The organism is Aeromonas cavernicola, from assembly GCF_002795305.1.
Lineage (GTDB): Bacteria > Pseudomonadota > Gammaproteobacteria > Enterobacterales > Aeromonadaceae > Aeromonas > Aeromonas cavernicola.
This window is the reverse complement of sequence record NZ_PGGC01000072.1, coordinates 1-15,319: the sequence shown is the minus strand read 5'-3', so window position 1 is coordinate 15,319 and position 15,319 is coordinate 1. Positions and strand designations below refer to the sequence as shown.

The window sequence follows — 15,319 nt, the reverse complement described above, 5'->3', positions numbered from 1 at the left end:
TAAGGCTTGCCACCTATAATTTCGGCCACATTCACCCCCGTTTAATTAGGAGCTATCTGATGCGTCACATTACCCTGCTTGGTGTGGGATTACTGATTGCTAATAGTGCTTATGCTGACTTAGGCCAGATCCCCAAAACGTCAGGCTGGTCTGGTTCTCTGCTTGGCGGCGTCAACGTCATCAATTACGAATCCAATTTTTACAGTGGTGATGATAAAAATGCCCGCATCAATGACTTAGGTAATGCGGATAGCACCTCCAGCGTGAGCCCCCTGATTAATGCGGACATTCGTTACACCTTTGCCGATACCCGCACTCAGGTGTTCCTCGGCAACCTCATTCAGGACGCCATTCGCTTCGATTTTACCCAACAGCTCGGGATCCGGCAGGAAATGAGCGACAAGGGCATCGTCGCTGGCTCTTTTGTATTTAGCGCCCTGCCTATCGAAGGGTGGAGCAACCCATTTGATCGAATGAACGAGCGCCAAGCGACAGACATCAAGTCGACAGGGGTTCGTTTTTCTTGGGATGGCATCTGGGGTAGCAACTTCTTTACCAGTCTCACCACCCGCAACATTGAAGTCGATGAAGAGCGCAGCGGCCAAGGCACTGGTTATGAAGCACTCCTGGATCGTAACGGTAAAATGCACGCGTTTGACCTCTCCTACAAATGGGACATTGCACCCAGCCAAACACTGGTGCCAGCCTTTATCTACCGCGAAGCCGACCTAGATGGCCGCGCCCAGAGCTACAAAAGCAACGGCGTGCAGTTGACGTATGCCAAACGTGCCTCCCAATGGTCGTTTGTCAGTAACGTTTACCTCGGCCAGACCAAATATGATGAAGCCAACCCATTATTCAGTCAGAAAGCTGACTCTGATGAGTTTGCCTTGGGTGGCACCTTCTTCTGGCACCGATTGTTCGGTGTAGAGCCCCTTTCTGCCACCTTCACTGCTGGCTACACCAAATCTGATTCAGACATCGGCTTCTACGACACAGAGGCTACGCTGTTCAGCACTGGGCTGCTGTACGCCTTCTAATGCGCCACCGCACCATCCTGATACCAACAGGCCACCAACATGGTGGCCTGTTTGCTAACCACCTCTCCCACTCATTAGCAACAAGTCGCCATCTTTTAAGCTAGGCGGGTATAGTGAACATAACGGCGTTGCCTGTGCTTAGGGCCAAGGGATAAGAGAGGGGCTATGTCCAATTCATTGAAGTTATTGGCGATGTTAGCTATCGGTGGACTACTGGGTTACTTTGCCGGTAATCGACAAGAACTGGCTCACAGTAGTTTGCTGGTAGTACAACAAGAAGCGTTGGAGCGCCAAAGCAAGGCGATTGGCCAGCTCAAAACCGATCTTGGTGTCAAAGAGACTCAAGTCACCACCCAACAAGCCGCATTTGAGCAGCTACAACAAACCCTAAAAAGCCAAGAATCTCAAGTTCAAGAGCTCAAGCGCCAGCTCGCTTTTTTCGAACGGATTATGCGGCCAACCAGTCAACAGGTCGGGGTTGTCATCGATAACCTTACTCTTCAAGAGACCAGCATTCCCGGACGCTTTCACTATCGTCTCTCGCTGACACAGCCGGCTAAACAGCGCGAACTGTTTCGTGGCCAAGTCCAGATCCGCGTGGAAGGCAGCCTAGAAAACCAGGCTAAAACCCTGAGTGGACGGGACCTAGGGATGACGGTTGGCGATTGGCGTTATGCCTTGCGCTACTTTCAACTGCTGGAAGGAAACTGGCAATTACCGCCTGGTTTTGTGCCTGACCGAGTTCGCATCACTATTAACAAAGAGGGCCGCCAACCCGCCCAGGAATTAATGGCTGAATGGGGTGACTTACTCAAGCCATCGATGGCGACGCCTGCCGCTGTCACAGCCGCAGAAGAGTGAGCGCCTAGGTGAATACTTGAACTAAATGGTCAGGTATTGGATAATTTCGCAGTTTCAATGGTCATGAGGTCCGTGATGAGCGCAGTAGCAGAAGCCCCCTTGCCAATCCAGATGACGGATGCAGCAGCTAATAAGGTGAAGACCCTGATCACCGAAGAAGATAATCCCCAGCTCAAGCTGCGGGTTTACATTACCGGTGGGGGCTGCTCCGGTTTCCAATACGGCTTTACCTTTGATGAAAAAATCAACGATGGTGACACCGTAGTCGAGAAAAATGGGGTGACCATGGTCGTTGATCCGATGAGCCTGCAGTATCTGGTCGGTGGTAACGTCGATTATACCGAAGGGCTAGAAGGTTCCCGTTTCACAGTCACCAACCCCAATGCCACGACCACCTGTGGCTGCGGCTCTAGCTTTTCAATCTAAACTAGCCCCTGCCCTACCATAAAACATGCCGTTTAGTACCCTGAACGGCATGTTGTTTTTGAACACTTCTATCGGCCTCAACAGCTCGTCGTTGTTGCCACAGCCACATAGACTAAGTGGCCCAATATCTCGCTTCCTTAATCAAACAATAAACCCGTGCTGATGGAGCAGCACCGCTATCGCTGATGGTTGTCCCACCAAACAGGTAATAAAAAAGCAGCTCACCCATGGTGAACTGCTTAAGGTCTATTGCGTGGGCAAATTACTCCGCTTGCGCGGCCTGAATCCCTGTCAGCGCAATGGTATAGACGATGTCATCGACCAACGCCCCACGGGAAAGATCGTTAACCGGCTTACGCATCCCTTGCAGCATTGGACCGATAGAGACCAACTCCGCAGAACGTTGCACCGCTTTATAGGTGGTGTTGCCGGTGTTCAGGTCGGGGAACACAAACACCGTCGCTTTACCCGCCACAGGGGAGTTCGGCGCCTTCGACTTGGCCACGTTCTCCATAATGGCCGCATCGTACTGCAGCGGGCCATCAATGATGAGGTCCGGACGCTTAGCTTTGGCCAGCGCAGTGGCTTCACGCACCTTATCCACATCCGCACCGGCGCCAGAGGTGCCAGTGGAGTAAGAGATCATCGCCACCCGAGGCTCGATACCAAACGCAGTCGCCGAATCAGCGGATTGAATGGCGATCTCGGCCAACTGCTCGGCAGTGGGATCGGGGTTGATGGCGCAGTCGCCATAGACCAGCACTTGGTCTGGCAACAGCATGAAGAAAATCGACGAAATCAAGGAAGAGCCCGGCGCCGTCTTGATGATCTGCATCGGCGGACGGATGGTGTTGGCCGTGGTGTGCACCGCCCCAGAGACCAAGCCATCGACCTCGTTACGTTCCAGCATCATGGTGCCCAACACCACGTTGTCTTCCAGCTGCTCGCGGGCGACCACTTCGGTCATCCCCTTGCTCTTACGCAGCTCGACCAGACGTGGTACATAACGCTCACGTACCGCCACGGGATCGATGATCTCGACGCGGTCCGTCAACATGACCCCCTGCTGCTCTGCTACTCGGCGAATCTCATCTGGGTTACCCAACAAAACCGGGCGAGCAATGCCGCGCTCAGCACAGATAGCGGCTGCTTTGATGGTCCGTGGCTCTTCCCCTTCCGGCAGCACCACCCGCTTGTTGGCCTGGCGAGCCAACTCGGTCAGCTGATAACGGAATGCGGGCGGGCTCAAGCGACGGGAACGGGTCGAGCTAACAGTCAGGGACTCAATCCAGTGCTTATCAACATGGCCCGCGACATAGTCCTGCACCAACTCAATTCGCTCCCGATCATCTTCTGGGATATCGACGTTGAAATTTTGCAGGCTAACCGCAGTTTGCCAGGTATTGGTACCCGTGATCATGATCGGCAGACCGGTGGCCATCGCCTGCTGACACAAGGCCATCACCTGAGGCTCTGGGTGGTAGTTGCCGGTCAGCAGCAGAGCCCCTAACTTGACGCCATTCATGGCAGAGAGGCACGCTGAAACGATGACATCGGAGCGATCACCAGAGGTCACCAGCAAACTGCCGGGGCGGAAGTGCTCGATCATGTTGTGGATGGAGCGAGCACAGAAGGTCACGGTTTGCAGGCGGCGGCTATCGAGTTCGCCTTTGTGCAGGATCTTGGCGGCCAGATGCTTGGCCAGATCCTTGGCGCGCGGGGCGATCAGCTGGGTATTCCAAGGAATGCAGCCGAGAATGCGCAGTGGGCTCTTACCAAATACTTGCAGCACTTCCAGATTGTGGGCGGCATCAGAGGCATGGTGATGCGCTTCGAACATTTCCGTCAGATCAGGGCGAGTCACGCCATGTTCGTCAACCGGCGCACCCACCTTATTGATGACACATCCGACGATACGGGGATTATTGACCCCCCCAAAGTTGGAGCACGCCAGCTCGATACGCTCTTTGAGCTTCTGGCTAGAGTCGTGGCCAGGATGGGTCACGAATACCATATCGGCGTCCAGCGCCTTGGCAACGTCATAGTTCAGTTTGTTAGCAAAGGGCTGCTTATCCGTCGGCACCATCCCTTCGATAACCAGCACTTCAGCGCTGCTCGCTTTCACATGCTCTTCAAAGCGCGCCACGATCTCTTCCAGCAAGATATCGATGTTGCTGGCACTGATCATGTTCTCAGCGTAAGAGAGGGTAAATGGCTCAGGAGGGTTAATATTACCTGCCGCGCGGATCACCGCTGTGGAGCGTTCAGCGCCATTTTCACCGGGACGCGGTTGGGCCACCGGTTTGAAAAAACTGACATTGACACCGTGACGTTCCATGGCGCGAACCACACCAAGGCTGACGGAGGTTACGCCGACACCGGTGCCGACTGGGATAAGCATTATCGTGCGTGCCACTTTCTACCCCTTATTCATTTTTAAGATCAGGAAAAGGCCGCCCAAAGGCGGCCCTGTGCCAATTTAATTAAGCGCCGATCAGTGCCAGCGCATCGTGGGCAATGACCCACTCCTCGTTAGTTGGGATAACCAACGCTTTGGTAGAACCCGCTTTGGAGATCTCGCCCCCTTTGCCAAAACGCGCAGCCAAGTTGGCCGCGTGGTCGACATCAAAGCCCAGCAGCGCCAACTTGTTCAGTGTCATTTCACGGATCGGGGCAGAGTTTTCACCAATACCACCGGTGAAGACCACCGCATCCAGGCGACCATCCATCGCCGCCGCATAGGCACCGATGTACTTGGCCAGACGGTAGCAGTAAACGTCCATCGCGCGCTTGGCTTCTTCTTTGCTGTCGTAGTTATCTTCTACAAAACGGCAATCTGAGGTCACTTCGGTCAAGCCTTGCAGGCCGGACTCTTTGGTCAACATGGTGTTGATCTCAGCCACGCTCATGCCCAAATTGTCGTGCAAATGGAAAATAATGGCCGGGTCGATGTCACCGCAACGCGTGCCCATCACCAAGCCTTCTAGCGGGGTCAGCCCCATGGAGGTATCAACGGATTGGCCATTTTTGATGGCGCAGACGGAGCCGCCGTTACCCAGATGGCAGTTGATGATGTTCAGCTCAGAGACCGGTTTATTCAGCTGCTTAGCGGCTTCCAAGCTGATGTAGTAGTGGCTGGTGCCGTGCATACCGTAGCGACGAATACCATTCTCTTGGTAAAGCTTGTACGGCAGGGCGTACAGGAAGGCTTCCTGCGGCATGGTCTGGTGGAAAGCCGTATCGAATACTGCAACGTTTTTGTCAGCCAGCTGCGGGAAGACCTTCATCGCGGCACGGATACCGATCAGGTGTGCTGGATTATGCAGCGGAGCCAAGGTGGCACAATCTTCGATGCCCTTAATCACTTCACTGGTGATCACCACAGAGGAGGTGAACTTCTCGCCACCGTGCACCACACGGTGACCGATGGCAAACAGGTTGGCAGCTAACTCTGGGTTGAGTGGCAGGATCTTGTTGACGATATAGTCCAGCGCCTCTTGGTGAGCGGCACCAGCGCCCAGATCGGCACTGCCTTTCTCGCCGTTGAGCTTCCACTTGATGCGAGCATCATCGAGGTTGAAGCATTCGGCCAGGCCGGACAGCAGGTCATCACCAGTGGTTGCGTCAATGACGGCAAATTTCAGGGAAGAGCTGCCACAGTTAAGAACAAGAACCAGCTTACTCATGAATGAATCCTATCGCAGATTGGGTTGTGTAAACGGATGCACTAGATAAAGCGCAGCCAAAAACGTTCAGCTTATCCTTACGAGGGTTGGCAAATAGTTGATCGCCCCTTGTATAGTGATACAAGGCCCTACATTCAGACGTCCTCGACAGCGTAACGGCACACCATTGACGTAAAAATGGGCGGACAAAGGATAACCGATTGTTGAAAAATAACAAAGTTACGCTCAACTTTTGTTACTATAAATCAAATTAACGCTGGGTTTTGCTATTTATTCGTTCATAAAACGCTCGGAGGTGGTATGAGCATGAACATTTTTGGAACTAAATTACAGCAAGGCCGCCATTATATGACGCTTTGGCCACGCCGTCCCGAGCTCAATGCGCTGTTTCCGGAAAATCGGGTGATCAAAGCAACCGAATTTTCCCTCAAAGCCATCCCTGCCCTGGCAGTGCTCAGCGTCATGCTGCAGTTCCAATTTGGCGAGCATCATTATTGGCCCTCCGTGATCACCTCTGTACTGTTTTTACTGAGCTTACCGTTGCAAGGTTACTATTGGCTTGGCCAGCGGGCCGACACCCGCCTGCCCCCCTCTCTTGCTAAGTGGTACCGAGAAATCAACGGCAAAATGAACAAACAAGGCGGCCAACGCCAGCTCGTCACCCAACCCCGCTATGAAGAGCTAGCTGACACCTTAAAAGCGGCGTTCCAGCAACTCGATAAATCGTTTCTTTATGAATGATATCGACCACGCGGGATAACAACCCAGCGTTCACCGATGGCAACTGGTTCAGGCGGCAAGTATATTGCGGATCTCCTGAATAGAGAGCTTGTACTGACGCGGACACTGGCGCCATACCATTAACATACGCTGATATTTATCACGCATGGCGATATCGCTAGAGAGCTCATCACACGGGCATTTCAGCTCAGGGAAGCGTTTGTCGACTTCCAGCAAAAAGCAGACATAGTCAGCCAATTCACTTTCTTGGCTGCGGCTATAGCCGTTAAACGTCAATCGACTCGCATTAATCTCTTGCTGAGTAACCAGATCCAAGTTACCCCATGAAATCGCCAGCGCGTGATGCAGCTCCAGCGTGGCAATCACCTCTTGGCATGTTGTAAGGTCCAGATGGCCAAAACTTTTTTCCAGTTCGAGAATTTGCAAACAGTAACCGCGCTCGATGATGGCGCTGGCCCGTTGGTAAACCGCCGCCTGCTCAGGATTTAACTTGGCCAGAATGTCGTACTGATTACTCAGGATCAAACGCTCGGTGTTGCTCATGTTCATAGGCTGTCTCACAGCAAAAGAAAACTACAGCCACGTTATCTGATATGAGCGATGACTTTTTTGATCTAAGCGGGGGGGAGGGCAAGAAAAATCGGTGACAACAGCGGGGAACAGCAATCCCCCAGCGCGGTATGACAACGCTGGGGGAGGAGCGATCATTACCCCTGCAGGTAACGCAACACCACCTGATGATGATCGCTGGTCTTGAAGGTGTCGAAGCAGTGAACGATGCGGCCCTCTTCGTCAATCAGAAAGCTCACCCGATGGATGCCGTCATACTCCTTACCCATAAATTTCTTTGGCCCCCACACGCCAAAAGCATCGGCCACCGCGTGATCCTCATCGGCCAACAGGGTGAAGTTGAGTTGATCACGCTCCTCGAATTTCTTCAGTCGCTTACTGGCATCTGGGCTGATCCCCAGCACGACCACATTCAACGCGGCCAACTCGGCATTGACATCACGCAGGCTACAAGCCTGAGTCGTACACCCTGGCGTCATCGCTTTGGGGTAAAAATAGACCAGCACTTTTTTGCCGCGCAACGAGGCAAGTTGCAACGGATGACCATGTTGGTCTGGCAGGGTAAAATCTGGGGCTTGACTGCCGGCTTGCAGTGGTGACATGGGCTCTCCTTGAGGTGCGTGTTAGGTAGGTTTGCGATTAACAATAAACTCAAATGAGGTAGCACCCAGCCCTTGGCAAAAGGTCGTAAAGGCCATTTGTGACCGCTCGATCGCACCGTCTTGCGCCAAATTGAGCTGGAAACTCATTTTAAGTAGGTTGAATGGCTGCTTCTCTAGCGTCATGGATTGCATCGCTTGGATATTCCAACCATTAGCGCTAAAAAACTGCGTGCATTGGCTGACAATGCCAGGCTCATCACGGATCAGGATTTCAGCGCTCGCGCTGATGTCATAGTGCAGGGATTGGTGGCGTTCGGTGCGCTTCATCATGGTAATGAGATCCCACTCCTGGCTGCGCAGGGGCAAACTGATCTCAAGCTGCATCAAGCTATTCCAATCGCCAGAGAGCAGCATAATAAAGGTAAATTCATTACCAAAAATCCCAAGTCGGCTATCGACAATATTGCAACCACAAGCACTGACATGCCGAGTCACCTCATTGACGATGCCGGGCCTATCGGTACCGATGGCCGTGACGACCAGATAGTGAGTCATAAATCTTCTCTATTTCCGTTGTCATGTCGCGCAAATCAGCAATGAAACAAGGCGGTTAACTTAGCAAGGCTGCCCACCCATAGCGGCATCCGACCTAGCTTTGCGCACGCTTTTTGGTAACGGATGGTAGCACGGCTTGTGCCCTGCCTCCCTTGTTTTTCCAAGGGGTCAGCTTTACCATGGCGGCCCTAAAAATTGGGAGAAACAGCCATGTTACGCGGTAGTATTGTTGCACTTGTTACCCCGATGTTGGCCTCAGGCGAGGTAGATTGGACCAGTCTGGCAAACTTGGTTAATTACCATGTTAACGCGGGTACGACCGCGATCGTCGCGGTCGGCACCTCGGGGGAATCAGTCACTCTTAATGAAGAGGAACATATTGCTGTCGTTGAGCAAGCGGTCGCCTATGCAGCGGGACGTATTCCCGTCATCGCCGGATGTGGGTCCAATAACACGGCCCACGCCATTGCCCTGACGCGTCGTTTAGCCAAAACAGGGGTAGTGGCAGGTCTCTCAGTGACCCCCTATTACAACAAACCCACCCAAGAAGGCCTCTATCGTCACTATTGTGCGATCGCCGAGGCTAGTGGTCTGCCCCAAATTCTTTATAATGTGCCAGGCCGAACCTGCTGCGACCTCAAACCTGAGACCGTGGTTCGCTTGGCCAACGTAGCAGGTATTATTGGCCTGAAAGAGGCAACGGGAGATATTAGCCGTGTCTCACTGCTGCGCCAGCTGTGCGGTCCCGAGTTTGCCCTTTATAGTGGGGACGATGCCACTGGCTGTGATTTCATGCTGCAAGGCGGTGATGGCGTTATTTCGGTCACCACTAATATTGCAGCGGCCCAAATGGCCGACATGTGTCGTGCTGCTCTGACCGGTGCTGCCGAGCAGGCACATGACCTCAACAATCGATTGATGCCGTTGCATCACGCTCTGTTCTGCGAACCTAGCCCGACCCCAGTGAAGTGGGCCTGTGCCACACTGGGGTTGATTGCAACGACAACCTTGCGCTTGCCGCTGGTTGACCTCACTGCAGAGGGCAAGCAGACCATGATGCAAGCACTGACCACTGCGGAGTTGATGGCGAGTGTGTAAATCAAATGGAAAGGGAAATAGCGCCCGTCTGGTGCTAAGTATCGCAACCGTTGCCGTATTAGCAGCGTGTAGTTCACCGCAAGATCGCAAAATCGCCAATCGTGACTTCAACTATGAAGATGCCAAATTAGAGGGCAAAGCATTCTTGATCCCTGCGGGGTTAACCCCCCCCACTTTTAACAGTGATTTCGATATTCCCGCTCTGCCAGACAGTAGCCGTGAGGGGCCAGTCGGTGCCAAGGTTGATGTGCGTCCGCCGGCCCAGCTGCTGACCATCGTGCCAGGAAGCAAAATTGTTGCTGATGCCAGTGAACCCACCATCACCTTCTATTCCCTGACCACACAGCAGAGCGTAGAGCGGGATACCTGGGATTTCTTGATGAACTTCCTCGCCAAGTACAAGGTCACCACCGATAAGCTGGATCGGCAGGCTGGCGTGCTACAAACTGGCTGGTTTGATAACACCAGAGCACTTGATGGCTGGGGGGAAGACCATGACGAATACCAGATTCGTCAGCGCTATCAGTTTACCGTGCGCCATGATGAACAACGCCACGCGACGCAATTTTCCGTCCGCGTGTTAGATCATGAAGAGACGCTGGATGATGAAACCAGTAAGGAATTAACCCCATCCGATGCGCAGCGTTACGCCATCCGCGTACTCAATCAATTCTCTCTCTACTATGACCAGCAGGTACAAGCCCGAGAGCTGAAAATAGCGAACAACGCGATGGGCTTAGAGCTGGGGCTAGATAACAATGAGCTGAGCGCTTGGATAGCAGAAGGCTCTTTTGATCAAGTATGGCGTCGCCTCAATAACGTGTTACCAGCATATGGTTTTACGATCAAAGATACCCAGCAGTCCTTAGGCTGGATCGATGCCGAGTACGAAGCGCCCGCTCAGGTCAAAGGCAGTGAGCCATTCAAACTGGAGGAGGAAAAATATCGCTTCCAACTTGGTGAAATGGCCGGAGGAAGAACCTCTATCACGCTGTTCGACAAGGATAAAAAACCGATGTCGTCTGCGGTGATCTCGCAGATGTACATCAGTCTATCCGAGGCGTTTGCCAAAGAGCAGGCCGCGCGAGCAGAGCCAACAGAATAACAAAACAGGGGCCGTGTGCCCCTGTTTTGTTATGTACATACAACCCCACAAATAGGAAGTGTTATTAGCCATGAGTCTTGCAGATCAAGTATTGGCGGTGAATGACGATTTACCGATCCGTACCGATAAACCCGTCCACTCCGGCAAAGTGCGCAGCGTCTACTGGCTGACCGCCGCAGACAGTGCCCGCCTGATCCAAGAGAAGGGCTACGATGTGCCAGCCGATGCACCGCTCGCCATCATGGTGATCAGTGATCGCATCTCAGCCTTCGACTGCATCTGGCAAGGTGTGGATGGCCTGAACGGCGTACCAGGCAAAGGAGCTGCACTCAACGCCATCTCCAGCCACTGGTTCAAGCTGTTCAAGGAGAAGGGACTGGCCGACAGCCACATTCTGGATATTCCACACCCCTTCGTCTGGATCGTGCAAAAAGCCCGCCCAGTGATGATCGAGGCCATTGCCCGCCAGTACATCACCGGCTCCATGTGGCGTGCCTATAAAGATGGCGAGCGGGCATTCTGTGGTATCACCCTGCCAGAAGGGCTTAAAAAGGATCAAAAACTGCCGGAAATCCTCATCACCCCGTCCACCAAGGGGGTGCTGACAGGGCTAGATGGCGTACCGGAAGCCGATGACGTCAACGTCTCCCGTGCCGATATCGAGCGCCACTACCAAGGCTTTAACTTCAGCAAACTGGCCGATATCGACCGCTACGAAGTGCTGCTCAAAGAGGGCTTCAACGTCATCAGCGACGCGCTAGCCGGGCTGGATCAGATCTTCGTCGATACCAAGTTCGAGTTTGGTTACGTCAATGACGCCGCTGGCAACGAGAAGCTGATCTACATGGACGAAGTGGGTACTCCCGACAGCTCCCGCATCTGGGACGGCGCAGCCCTGCGCGATGGCCAGATTATCGAGAAGTCCAAAGAGGGGTTTCGTCAGTGGCTACTCAACCACTTCCCAGATCCAGACATCCTGCTCAACAAGAACCGGATGCCGGAGCGTTTTGCCTTAGCGCGGGACAACAAGCTGCCGACCGCAGTGATGATGGATATCTCCAACACCTACGTCGGGATCGCCGAAAAAATCATTGGCCATCCATTGGTCCGCTCTGCCAACCCGAAGCAAGAGATCATCACCATCTTGCGTGAGCAATATGATCTGATCGACTAAACGCACGCTTTGTTGGCTACCACAAACAAACGTTTGCCAACCTTAAATAGCGATGCTTGCTCAGATCAGCAACCAGCCACGGGCCCAGTTATCGGGCCCGTGGCTTGCCAGCTATTTCTGAGTTAACCGAAGACCTTGAAAATCTGCCCTGTTTGTACCCCTTGCACCGATTTCTTATAGGCTTGCGCCACTGTAGCACCGGGCACAGGGACGAAACCGGGGAAGAACACACCATATTTGGGTACGGACTCTTCCAGCAAGGTTGGGCTCACGACGTTGATCCGCAGACCCTTTGGCAATTCGCAAGCGGCGGCTTTGACAAAGTGCTCGACCGCACCATTGATGGTGCTGGCACTGGTTCCCCAGTTGATCGATTCATCACTCAAGATACCGCTGGTCAGGGTTATCGATCCCTTTTCATTCAGATAGGGAATGGCGGCACGAGTCAGATTGATTTGGCCCATCAACTTACTATTAAGGCCAACTTGCCACCCCTCATCACTCATCTGCGTCACGCTGTTAAATGCGACGTTGCCTGTCGCGACCACCAACGCATCAATCTTGGCAAAAAGCACCTCAATAGAGGCCTTGTCGTGAATATCCACGGTAGCATCACCCTGGGTGTGGCCGACGCGAATAACATCATGATCTTGTGCGAGCAGCTCGCTAACTGCCAACGCGTTAATCAACCGTGGCGAGCTGGTCACCGTGTTGGACGACTGGCGTACTGGCCTGCATGTTTTTCATATATTGCACGCCCAGCAGCGGCGGGTGCCACGTAAAATTCGAGTGTTTAAACAAGTGCTTGCTCAATGGTTTAATGAACATCCTCACTTTTTACTGTGAGTCGATGAGAGGGAGATGACGGTTATTTTCTGTAATCAACGTCTGCTACTATGCCCTCACTACCAAGATGCTTGAGGAGATAAAAATGAAACCGATTAGGGGTGCACTGACACTGCTATGTACTGTTCTTTTCGGCGGAGCCGCACAGGCCGAGGTCACCATTGAGGTCCCCGCCCAGTTCCACATTCTCGCGGTTAGCAAGGGGACGCGACTGAGTGAACAGCGGGCCATGATGGCGGATGGAGAACAGCAACTATTAGTGCGTTTTGTCGGCACCATCCCCAGTCGTAGCAGCAGTGAAAACGACAGGCAAATCAACTCCGAACCTCAAGTGCTGCGCTATCAAGCCCAAGGGCAAACCTTGACCTTGGTAGCCGATGTGCCCGCAGATGAACGCGGCATGACTCAGTACGCTCGTTCTCCCACCCTCCGACTGCAAAACGGACCAAACCCATTACCAGTGACTCAAGATGTGCTGCGAGTGAATGGGTTACAGCTAGGTATCGATTGGCAGGCAAAACTTGATGAATACAATCGTGATGGAGGTAAAGCTTCACTTGCAACCCAAATACAACCGACCACCGTCACGGCGGCACCGATAGCGTCAAATAGCCCGCTTGAAGCTCAACTACAACAGCTTTTTTTGCAGGCTGACCCTGCGCTTCGTAAGCGTTTCGTCAGCTGGGCGGTGCCTCAACTTTAAGTTTTTTGCTCGTTGCAGTAACGTGACCACTCGTTTCAGTTATCACGTCTCTTGCCCAACGAGGTCTTCATGTTTGAGTTACACCCCCGCCTAGCGGCAGACACCAAAACCCTTGGCGATCTGCCTCTTTGTCGGGTGTTGCTGTCTAAAGACAGCCAATATCCTTGGCTTATTCTGGTGCCCCGCGTGGCTAATTTACGGGAGATCCACCACCTTTCACCAGCACAACAGCAGCAGCTCATCCACGAGTCTTGTGCGCTAGCAAGCTTGATGGAACACGCCGTTAGCCCTGACAAAATCAATGTGGCTGCGCTGGGTAATCTGGTGCCACAACTGCATATTCACCACGTAGCACGCTTTGGCCATGACATCGCATGGCCAGGCCCCATCTGGGGTGCCCACCCCTGCGTACCCTATACCCCGCAAGTTTTACAAGAACAGGCCGATATATGGTGTGCCAGCTTGGGTAAGCTACCGGATTTCATACCCCACGCTATCAATAATAAACTCAGCAATAAGTAATTCGCTCACCATCAACCACCCGCTCACACTATGAGCAATGGCCAGATGCACGGTAACTCGATATTTAGGAAGGTCCCATGACAGTGACAAAATCCGATGATCACACCGTATTCACCACAGAGGATGTGCTACTGAGTCTGTGCCACTCGGTCACCAACGTATTGAGTGCTGCCTCGCAAAGCGATGTGCGTTTTTCCGGCATCGTACAGCGGATCACCAAGACCTGCCTTAAACCTGATATCGGTTGCTTTGTGTTATTTGATGGCGGCTTTTCCGGCCTCGTCGTGATCAATTTTTCTGCAGCGGCGGCGATGGAGTTGTACGAAAACTACATGCTTAACATGGGATTAACCAAGGATGACCTGGCCATTTCCCATACCTCAGACGAAGTCAGCAACGTCATGGGGGAGTTAATGAATCAGATCGTCGGCAGCTTTACGGTAAACGTGGGGCGAGAGCTACAAACTCACATCAACCAAAACCAGCCCAAGATGCTCGTGCTCAACAAGCAAGTCATGCTGAGTGTCGACACTAATCTGGACAACCCTGAATCACGGCGAGTCACCTTCTTTACCGCCCGCAACAATATTTTCTATTTGGAGCTGGCGATGGATAAAACCGAGTTTATTCGGATTCATCACGATGACATTGCTCAGGAAGAACTCGACCCTGATGCCTTGATCGCCCAGACAAGAGAGCACGCAGCCCAACCCGCTACGACTCCACCTGCTGCTGCGGCTAAAGATGACCATGATGATTTATTAGACTCACTGGGCATTTAACTAGCTAGGTAAAACCACTATTGAATCCCGTGGGTTTATTCACTAGTAAATTCCCCTACTGACTCTCTACAACGGACTGCGGAACCGACCGGCTCGCAGTCTTTTACCAGCAAACCTTGCGAACAGATATGTGGGGCGCTGTTGAACAAACGCATATCTGCGCAGTTTCAATCATTGAAATCAGCAGAACTTTCTGTGCACCACCATAGCCGTGACACAGGAGTGCGGCTTCCAAGTGCGACATTTAGGTTCGTGTCGCTTTTAGCCAGTGGAAAATTCTTTTATTCAACAACGCCCCGTGGCGGTAGTGGTAAGCCAGCTGGTTGCCGTCCGGCAGTTGCCAGTGGGCCAACTGGCCCAGCGCGTTGTAGCCAAAGTAGCTGCTCGCCCAGCCTTGGTGCTCAGCAATCAGTTGGCCTGCGCGGTCGTACTCAAAGTGCAGCGGCCACTGGCCATCGTCCACCTCGCTCAGCTGGCCGTGGCCGTCGTAGCGATACGCAATCTGTTGGCCATCGGGCAGGGTCTTGTGGATAAGCCGCCCCATGGCGTCCCGTTGGTAGCGGGTTATCAGCTCACCGCCCTGCTCCCCCAACTCGCTCTTTTCCAGC

General features: G+C 53.0%; 17 protein-coding genes and 1 pseudogene. 11 read left to right on the top strand and 7 right to left on the bottom strand.

Going from position 1 to position 15,319, the window contains the following annotated elements:
• The first annotated feature begins 59 nt into the window (after positions 1-59).
• The 3 genes from CUC53_RS07900 (at position 60) to erpA (ending at position 2,327) form a co-directional block, all read left to right on the top strand.
• Positions 60-1,040 (top strand): DUF2860 family protein, encoded by a 981-nt coding sequence (locus CUC53_RS07900; protein ID WP_100293648.1) that lies wholly within the window; start codon positions 60-62, stop codon positions 1,038-1,040.
• 165 nt (positions 1,041-1,205) lie between these two features.
• The gene (locus CUC53_RS07895) at positions 1,206-1,901 is read left to right on the top strand and encodes a DUF6776 family protein (protein ID WP_100293647.1); all 696 of its coding nucleotides are present in this window, start codon (positions 1,206-1,208) and stop codon (positions 1,899-1,901) included.
• Between the two features lie 75 nt (positions 1,902-1,976).
• Complete coding sequence (erpA, locus tag CUC53_RS07890; RefSeq protein ID WP_100293646.1) at positions 1,977-2,327, top strand: iron-sulfur cluster insertion protein ErpA; 351 nt, start codon at positions 1,977-1,979, stop codon at positions 2,325-2,327.
• Between the two features lie 262 nt (positions 2,328-2,589).
• Here erpA and pta read toward each other — a convergent pair whose 3' ends face one another.
• Complete coding sequence (gene pta, locus CUC53_RS07885; RefSeq protein WP_100293645.1) at positions 2,590-4,743, bottom strand: phosphate acetyltransferase; 2,154 nt, start codon at positions 4,741-4,743, stop codon at positions 2,590-2,592.
• A gap of 67 nt (positions 4,744-4,810) precedes the next feature.
• On the bottom strand, positions 4,811-6,013 hold the full coding sequence (locus CUC53_RS07880; protein WP_100293644.1) for an acetate kinase: 1,203 nt from the start codon (positions 6,011-6,013) through the stop codon (positions 4,811-4,813).
• A 300-nt stretch (positions 6,014-6,313) separates the two neighbouring features.
• Between CUC53_RS07880 and yfbV the strand changes: the two genes are divergently transcribed.
• Positions 6,314-6,754 carry a terminus macrodomain insulation protein YfbV gene (yfbV, locus tag CUC53_RS07875; protein ID WP_100293643.1) on the top strand — a complete coding sequence of 147 codons (441 nt, stop codon included), beginning with the start codon at positions 6,314-6,316 and terminating at the stop codon, positions 6,752-6,754.
• Positions 6,755-6,802: 48 nt separating this feature from the next.
• Here yfbV and CUC53_RS07870 read toward each other — a convergent pair whose 3' ends face one another.
• From CUC53_RS07870 to CUC53_RS07860, 3 genes are all read right to left on the bottom strand, one after another.
• Positions 6,803-7,303, bottom strand: coding sequence for a YfbU family protein (locus CUC53_RS07870; RefSeq protein ID WP_100293642.1), 501 nt, complete (start codon positions 7,301-7,303; stop codon positions 6,803-6,805).
• Between the two features lie 158 nt (positions 7,304-7,461).
• Entirely contained in the window at positions 7,462-7,926 is a 465-nt protein-coding gene (gene bcp / locus CUC53_RS07865; RefSeq protein ID WP_100293641.1) for a thioredoxin-dependent thiol peroxidase, read from the bottom strand.
• Positions 7,927-7,947: 21 nt separating this feature from the next.
• On the bottom strand, positions 7,948-8,481 hold the full coding sequence (locus CUC53_RS07860) for a glycine cleavage system transcriptional repressor (protein ID WP_100293640.1): 534 nt from the start codon (positions 8,479-8,481) through the stop codon (positions 7,948-7,950).
• A 210-nt stretch (positions 8,482-8,691) separates the two neighbouring features.
• On the opposite strand from CUC53_RS07860, the gene dapA reads away from it, so the two are divergent.
• The 3 genes from dapA (at position 8,692) to CUC53_RS07845 (ending at position 11,858) form a co-directional block, all read left to right on the top strand.
• A complete protein-coding gene (gene dapA, locus CUC53_RS07855; protein WP_100293639.1) occupies positions 8,692-9,579 on the top strand; it encodes a 4-hydroxy-tetrahydrodipicolinate synthase in 888 nt (295 codons plus the stop codon).
• A complete protein-coding gene (bamC, locus tag CUC53_RS07850) occupies positions 9,572-10,684 on the top strand; it encodes an outer membrane protein assembly factor BamC (protein WP_100293638.1) in 1,113 nt (370 codons plus the stop codon). The genes dapA and bamC overlap by 8 nt, the downstream gene beginning before the upstream one ends.
• A gap of 70 nt (positions 10,685-10,754) precedes the next feature.
• Positions 10,755-11,858 carry a phosphoribosylaminoimidazolesuccinocarboxamide synthase gene (locus CUC53_RS07845; protein WP_167386715.1) on the top strand — a complete coding sequence of 368 codons (1,104 nt, stop codon included), beginning with the start codon at positions 10,755-10,757 and terminating at the stop codon, positions 11,856-11,858.
• A 122-nt stretch (positions 11,859-11,980) separates the two neighbouring features.
• Here the strand turns inward: CUC53_RS07845 and CUC53_RS07840 are convergent, their stop codons facing one another.
• Positions 11,981-12,535: a short chain dehydrogenase gene (locus CUC53_RS07840; RefSeq protein WP_420808050.1), complete on the bottom strand. Its 555-nt coding sequence runs from the start codon at positions 12,533-12,535 to the stop codon at positions 11,981-11,983.
• A gap of 1 nt (position 12,536) precedes the next feature.
• Between CUC53_RS07840 and CUC53_RS19205 the strand changes: the two are divergent.
• The 4 genes and pseudogenes from CUC53_RS19205 to CUC53_RS07820 form a co-directional block, all read left to right on the top strand.
• Positions 12,537-12,704 (top strand): annotated as a pseudogene (locus tag CUC53_RS19205) (LysR family transcriptional regulator); the annotation flags it as partial.
• A gap of 85 nt (positions 12,705-12,789) precedes the next feature.
• Complete coding sequence (locus CUC53_RS07830; protein WP_100293635.1) at positions 12,790-13,407, top strand: DUF2057 domain-containing protein; 618 nt, start codon at positions 12,790-12,792, stop codon at positions 13,405-13,407.
• A gap of 69 nt (positions 13,408-13,476) precedes the next feature.
• Positions 13,477-13,929, top strand: a complete 453-nt coding sequence (locus CUC53_RS07825; protein ID WP_100293634.1) for an HIT domain-containing protein — start codon at positions 13,477-13,479, stop codon at positions 13,927-13,929.
• Between the two features lie 77 nt (positions 13,930-14,006).
• Positions 14,007-14,711: a DUF3334 family protein gene (locus CUC53_RS07820; RefSeq protein ID WP_100293633.1), complete on the top strand. Its 705-nt coding sequence runs from the start codon at positions 14,007-14,009 to the stop codon at positions 14,709-14,711.
• 244 nt (positions 14,712-14,955) lie between these two features.
• Here the strand turns inward: CUC53_RS07820 and CUC53_RS07815 are convergent.
• Positions 14,956-15,319: RHS repeat domain-containing protein (locus CUC53_RS07815; protein WP_157798227.1), on the bottom strand; the 364-nt coding region annotated here is incomplete at its 5' end.